We start from the raw sequence: 6,656 nt of genomic DNA on the forward strand, positions 1-6,656 counted from the left end.
GCCCTCGGCCAGGGTGTAATAGGCTACCAGGCGCTTGTCTCCCGGCACGTCCTCGCGGGCGGTGACCACCGCCTCGTGGATTGCCGGGTGTTTTGCCAGGCGTGCGTCGATTTCGCCCAGTTCGATACGGAAACCACGAATCTTCACCTGGTCGTCGTTGCGGCCCAGGTATTCGATGTTGCCGTCCGGCAGGTAGCGGCCCAGGTCGCCAGTGCGGTACATCCTGGCCGAAGCGTCCTGGCTGAACGGGTCCTGGAGGAAACGCTCGGCGGTCAGGTCGTCGCGGTTCAAATAGCCACGGGCCACGCCGGCGCCACCAATGTAGATTTCACCAGGTACGCCCAACGGAACCGGCTGTTGCTCGTCCAGCAGGTAGAACTGAGTGTTGCCGACGGGTTTGCCGATATGCGGGGCAAAGCCGTCCTCACGGTCCATCGCCACCCAGCTGGAGTAAGTGGTGGTTTCCGAAGGGCCATAGAGGTTGCACAGGCGTTGGACGGTAGTTTTTTCGAACAGCGACTCTACAAGGCTCCGTTTCAGGGCTTCACCGGCAACGTTGACCGTGTGCACCGATTTCGGCAGGCCGTCGACTTCCAGCAGCGCCTTCAAGGCTGACGGTACGGTGTTGATCAGGCCGATATCATGCTCGCCGTGTTGCAGCTCCAGGACGTTTTTCACCACCTCGATGCTGCCGCCCGAAGTCAGTGGTGCGAAGCACTCATAAACGGCCAGGTCGAAGTTCAGCGAGGTCGAAAACAAGGTTTTGCTCAATGCCGACCCTTGTTGTGGGAGCCGGCTTGCTGGCGATGAGGCCAGTGAGTCGTTTGCCGCCTGATCGGCCGCTTTCGCCAGCAAGCCGGCTCCCACAGGAGTTGTGTGGTTCGACAAGTCGTCGAAAGCCGTATGAGCCCAGGTCAGGAAATTCACCGTGTTGCGGTGTTCGATCATCACGCCCTTGGGCAGGCCGGTCGAACCCGAGGTGTAGATCAGGTAGGCCAGGTGCGCCGAGGTCAGGCCAGGCACCTGCGGATTCTGGACGGATTCGTCCTGCCAAGTGCGTTGATCGAGATTGATCAGAGGCACCGAAGTACCAGCCAGCAAATCCTGGGTAGCGGTCTGGACCAGCACCACTGCCGGCGCACTGTCCTGCAGCATGTAGGCGATCCGCTCCGCTGGGTAAGCCGGGTCCAGCGGCACATAGGCGCCGCCCGCCTTGAGGATCGCCAGCAGGCCAACGACCATCTCGGCCCCGCGCTCCACGCAGATGCCTACCCGCGAATCAGGCTGCACACCCTGCTTGTGCAAGGCATGGGCCAGGCGGTTGGCCTGCTCGTTAAGCTCGCGATAGCCCAGGTGCTGCTCGCCATGCACCACCGCCAGTGCATCCGGCGTACGCTCCACCTGCGCTTCAAACAACCCGTGAATGGTCTGCGCCTGCGAATACTCCAGCGCCGTGTCGTTGAACCCCACCAGCAGTTGTTCACGCTCATCAGCAGGCAGGATCGACAGGCTCTGCAACGACGCTTGTGGCGTATGCTCCAACGCCTCCAGCAACTGCTCCAACGCGGTGTGCATGTAGGCGCACACTCGCTGGGCGCCAATGGACGAGGCCACCAAGGTCGTCAGCTTGAAGCCGTCGCCCAGATCGTCGATGTTCAGCGTCAACGGGTAGTTGGTCCGCTCTTCGGCACTGAGGGCCTGAATACCTTGCCAGGCCTGCAGGGTCTGTTCGGAAACACTGCCCACGGCACTGTGGCGGTAGTTGAGCAAGGCGCTGAACAGCGGCAACGGCGCAGCGACGCCACTGCAACGCTGGGCCAGGGCCAGGGAGGCGTGCTCGTGCCCGAGCAACGCGGTCAACCGCGCGTGGGTCGCCTTGACCCCGGCACGCACGCCCTGCCCGCCCACTGCGACCCGCAGCGGCAAGGTGTTGATGAACATCCCCAGGGCGCGGTCGGCGCCCTCGCCGCCCTGCATCCGGCCCATCAGCACGGTGCCGAACACCACATCCTGCCGACCGGAAACCTTGCCCAGCACCTGGGCCCAGGCCAGGTGCATCAGGCTGGCGGCACTCACCCCCAGTTGCCGGGCCTGGGCCCGCAGGCCCTGGTCCAGCCGGCTATCCAGCGCCAGGCTGGCTTCCTCGATATCACGGCCATCGCCCTGCACATCCTGCAAGCCGAACGGCAGCGTCGGTTCGTCCACCTCGCCGAGCATGTCGCGGAAGAACGCTTCGTGGTCGGCCTGGCTCACGCCCAGGCGCGCCTGGGCCACATAGTTGCGATAGGGTACCGGCGCTGGCAGGCTCTCGGCCTCGCCCAGCAGCCAGGCTTGCATTTCATGCTGCACCACTTCCATTGCCATATGGTCCAGGGCCATGTGATGGAACAGCAGCATCGCGGTGATCCGCCCAGTGAGCGGATCTTCGGCATGGGCCAGGCGCATCAGCGGTGCCTGGCCGATGTCCAGGCGGTAGTGACGCGGATCGAAGCGAGCATGCAACTGCGCGCCGATATCGCCGGCCGCCGGGTCGAACTCGAGCGCATCGAGGTGCAGCCGCGCCTGGCGCCAGACCACTTGCACCGGTGACTCCAGGCCCTCCCAGACCACCGCGGTGCGCAGGATGTCATGGCGGTCGATGACCATCTGCAACGCCTGGACGAAGGCGTCCAGACGCTCGCGATCATCCAGGGCGAACTGTCCCTGCAAGACGTAGGGATCACCCTGCCCGGCTGCCAGGTGGTGATAGAGTATCCCCTCCTGCAGCGGTGCCAGCGGGTAGATGTCCTGCACGTTCGCGGTACCGCCCGGCACTGTTGCCACCACCCGGTCGATCTGTACCTGGGTCAGGCTCACCAGTGGCAGCAGGTCCGGGGTGATCCGGGGGCAATCGTGAGCAATCAGATTGGCCGGCACCGTGACCTCGCGCCCGCCACCCACCGCCGCCGCCAGCGCGGCCAGGGTCGGCTGGCTGAACAGCACGCGCACGTCGGCACTCAGGCCCATCTGGCGCATGCGTTCGATCAGGCTCACGGCCAGCAGCGAATGCCCGCCCAGCTCGAAGAAATGATCGTTGCGCCCGACGCGCTCGACCTTGAGCACGTCGACCCACAGTTGTGCCAGAGTGATTTCCAGCTCGCCCTCGGGTGCCTGGAACTCGCGGCTGGCATAGGCGCCGGCATCTGGCTCGGGCAAGGCCCGGCGATCCAGCTTGCCGTTGGCGGTCAGCGGGAAGGCGTCCAGGATCACGAAGGCGCTCGGCACCATGTATTCGGCGAGGGATGCCGCCAGTTCGCCACGCAGTTGCGGCACCGACAAGGTGCAGCCGTCCTCGCCGACCAGGTAAGCCACCAGACGCTTGTGCCCATCGTCCTGGCGGGCCAGTACCAGCGCCTCCCTGACGCCCATGCAGGCAGCCAGGCGTGCTTCGATCTCGCCCAGTTCGATACGGAAACCACGGATTTTCACCTGGTCGTCATTACGCCCCAGGTACTCGACCACACCGTCCGCGTTCCAGCGCGCGAGGTCGCCGGTGCGATACATCAGCGCCCCGGCCTGGTCGCTGAACGGATCGGCAATGAACTGCGTGGCGTTCAGTTCCGGCCGATTCAGGTAACCCTTGGCCACCCCCTGCCCGCCGATATACAGCTCACCGGCCACGCCCACCGCCACCGGTTGGCGCAAGGCATCGAGAACATACACCTGGCTGTTGCCGATGGGTCGGCCGATGGGAATGCCGCCGCTGGCAACGCGAGTGATTTCGTGGGTCGTGGAGAAGGTGGTGGCTTCGGTCGGGCCGTAGCCGTTGAGCAGATGCTGCGGGGCACCCTCGGCCAGCACGCGGGCAATGACCGCTGGATCCAGCACATCGCCGCCGACAATCAGGTAGCGCAACCGGCTGAACGCGTCCATCAGGCCTGCGGCATACTGATGGAACAGGCCGGCAGTCATCCATAGCACGCTGACCGACCGGGCCAGCAGCAAGGCCCGGAAATCCTCCAGGGACAGCAGTACCGACTGATCGACCACCACCACGCAACCGCCATTGAGCAGCGGTGCCCAGACATCCAGGGTACTGGCGTCGAACGCCGGGTTGGAGGCGAAGGCCACGCGGTCCTGCCGGTTGAAATCGGCATAGCCGTTGTTGAGCACCAGCCGGCTGACGCCCCGGTGCGGTACCAGTACCCCCTTGGGCATACCGGTGGAACCGGAGGTGTACATGATATAGGCCACGGACTCGGCGGACGAGACCGGCGCCGGATCGGGCGCTTCGGCTTCCAGGTCCAACCGGTCCAGGTCGACCCGCTGGATACCGGCCGGCACCACGGCGCCACTCAGGGTCAAGACTTGCCGTGCCGCGCTGTCGTGCAGCATGAACGCCTGGCGCTCGGCCGGCGCATTGATATCGAGCGGCACATAGGCCGCCCCACACTTGAGAATAGCCAGTTGGCCGGCCAGCAGGTCGAAGGAACGCTCCAGCAACAGCCCCACACGGTCGCCCGGTTGTACGCCGAGGCCGCCCAGGTGCCGCGCCAGAGCGTTGGCTCGTTGGTTAAGTTGCCGGTAGGTCAGCTCCTGTTCGCCCATTACCACGGCAAGCGCCTCGGGACACGCCGCCACCTGCTCCTCGAACAGTTCCGGCAGGCTGCTGTGCCGCGGATAGTCACGCGCCGTGGCATTGAAGTCGTACAGCACTTGCCGGCGCTCGGTCGGCGGCAGGATCTCCAGCTGTTGCAGGGGTGTCTGCGGCTGCTGCTCCAGGGCATCCACCAGGGCAGCGAGGGCCGCCAGCATATAGTCGCCGACACGCTGCGCACCGATCGCCACCAGGGCCTGGACCGCCAGGCTGAAGCCCTCGCCCAGGTCATCCACCGACAGCGTGATCGGATAGGTGCTTTGTTCGTCGCCGCCCAGGCTCTGCAAACCGGCCCAGGCCCGGACGGCCTCGGCCGAAGCGACCGCGCCGGTGACGCTGTAGCGATAGTTGAGCAGCGAACTGAATAACGGCGTCGGCGCAGCCACGCCACTGCACCGCTGGGCCAGGGCCAGGGAAGCATGTTCATGCCCCAGCAAGGCGGTCAGCCGCGCATGGGTGGTCTTGACCCCCTCGCGTACCGCGTGACCGTCGAGTTTCACCCGCAACGGCAGGGTGTTGATGAACATCCCCAGCGCCCGGTCAGCGCCCTCGCCGCCCTGCATGCGGCCCATCAATACAGTGCCGAAGACCACATCGGACTTGCCCGACACGGCGCCCACCACCCGTGCCCAGGCCAGGTGATGCAGGCTCGCGGCGCTGACGCCCAGTTGACGGGCCTGGGCGCGCAGGCGCTGGCTCAGGTCGGCGGCAACCGGCAGATGGACCTCTTCGATCTGCGGCTCGCCGGCCGGGATTTGCGCCACCCCGAACGGCAGTGTCGGCTCGTCGACGTCCGCCAGCATGTCGCGGAAAAAACCTTCATGGGCGTCGCTCCCGGTACCGAGCCGGACCTGCGCCACATAGTTGCGGTACGGTACGGCTTCGGGCAGTGCATGGCCTTCGCCCAGCAGGTAGGCCTGCATTTCATGCTGCACCAGTTCCAGCGCGGCGTGGTCGATGGCGATGTGATGAAACAGCAGGATCGCCACCCAACGCGCGTTGGCCCGATCCTCGGCGCACACCAGGTGCATCAGCGGCGACTGGCGCAAGTCCAGGCGATAGTGCCGGGAGTCGAAGCGTTCACGTAGCTGGGCTTCGATATCACCCTCGGCGGCTGCCAGCTGGACTTCCTCCACCGCCAGCGTTGCGTCGAGCAACACCACCTGCACCGGCTCGTCGAGCCCCTCCCAGACCATCGCCGTGCGCAGGATATCGTGGCGTTCGATGACCGCTTGCAGGGCTTGTGCGAAATCGTCGAGACGCTCCCGACTGTCGGCACCGAACAGCGCCCGCAACACATAGGGGTCGCCCTGTCCTGCGGCCAGGTGATGGTAGAGAATCCCTTCCTGCAGGGGCGCCAGCGGGTAGATGTCCTGGACGTTGCCGGCTCCGCCCGGCACCGATTCGACAATCCGATCGATCGCGGCCTGGTCGAGATTGGCCAACGGCAGCATCTGCGGCGTAATACGCAGGGCCGGGCTCAGCCATTCCCCGCCATTTCGAGCCACCAGCTTGAGCAGTTCCGCCTTGTGCACGACGAGGCTGTCGAATACGGCACTGTCGAGGCCCTCATCGTCACCGAGAATCACCAGATTGTCTTCTTCCAGTTGAAGACCGATCGCGTGCGTGGAAAGGACTGCCATCAATTCGCTGAAGTGCATCGAATAACCTGCTGTTTATCATGTCGGAGAGGGTTGACGACCCAAGGGCTCGGTGTCGCAGACAACGTTCGCGCGATAAATCGGAGGGGCTTCGAGGTTCGAAGACAGCACGCAAATCCGGGTGCAGGCGTGACCGGCGCCGCAGCGGCGAACGCCCGCGGTCCATTGACACATGCGAAACATCCCCATTCGCCATGCTCCCCACTGGCCTGGAAAATTAGAGCATCCACCTGGGACTGTCTGTCATGGGAAGCGGGGACAACGTCCGGGCCCGGGAGAGTCCGGCAAGTCGTGAAAAAAACAGGGGGAAAAGGCCACGGCCCGGCCGATTTTCGATCGGTCGGGCCGTGGCCAATACT

Annotated in this window: 1 protein-coding gene (cut by a window edge); it reads right to left on the reverse strand. The window is 65.0% G+C overall.

Annotation, left to right across the window (positions count from 1 at the left end; genetic code table 11):
- Nucleotides 1-6,297, reverse strand: partial view of a non-ribosomal peptide synthase/polyketide synthase gene (locus AC6I6U_RS19260; protein ID WP_497877613.1) — the beginning only. It extends 24,804 nt beyond the left edge of the window; only the first 6,297 of its 31,101 coding nucleotides appear in the window; it begins with the start codon at nucleotides 6,295-6,297; its stop codon lies beyond the left edge, outside the window.
- Nucleotides 6,298-6,656 lie beyond the last annotated feature (359 nt).

The sequence above is a fragment of the Pseudomonas sp. UTLPPB19802 genome (assembly GCF_059730225.1).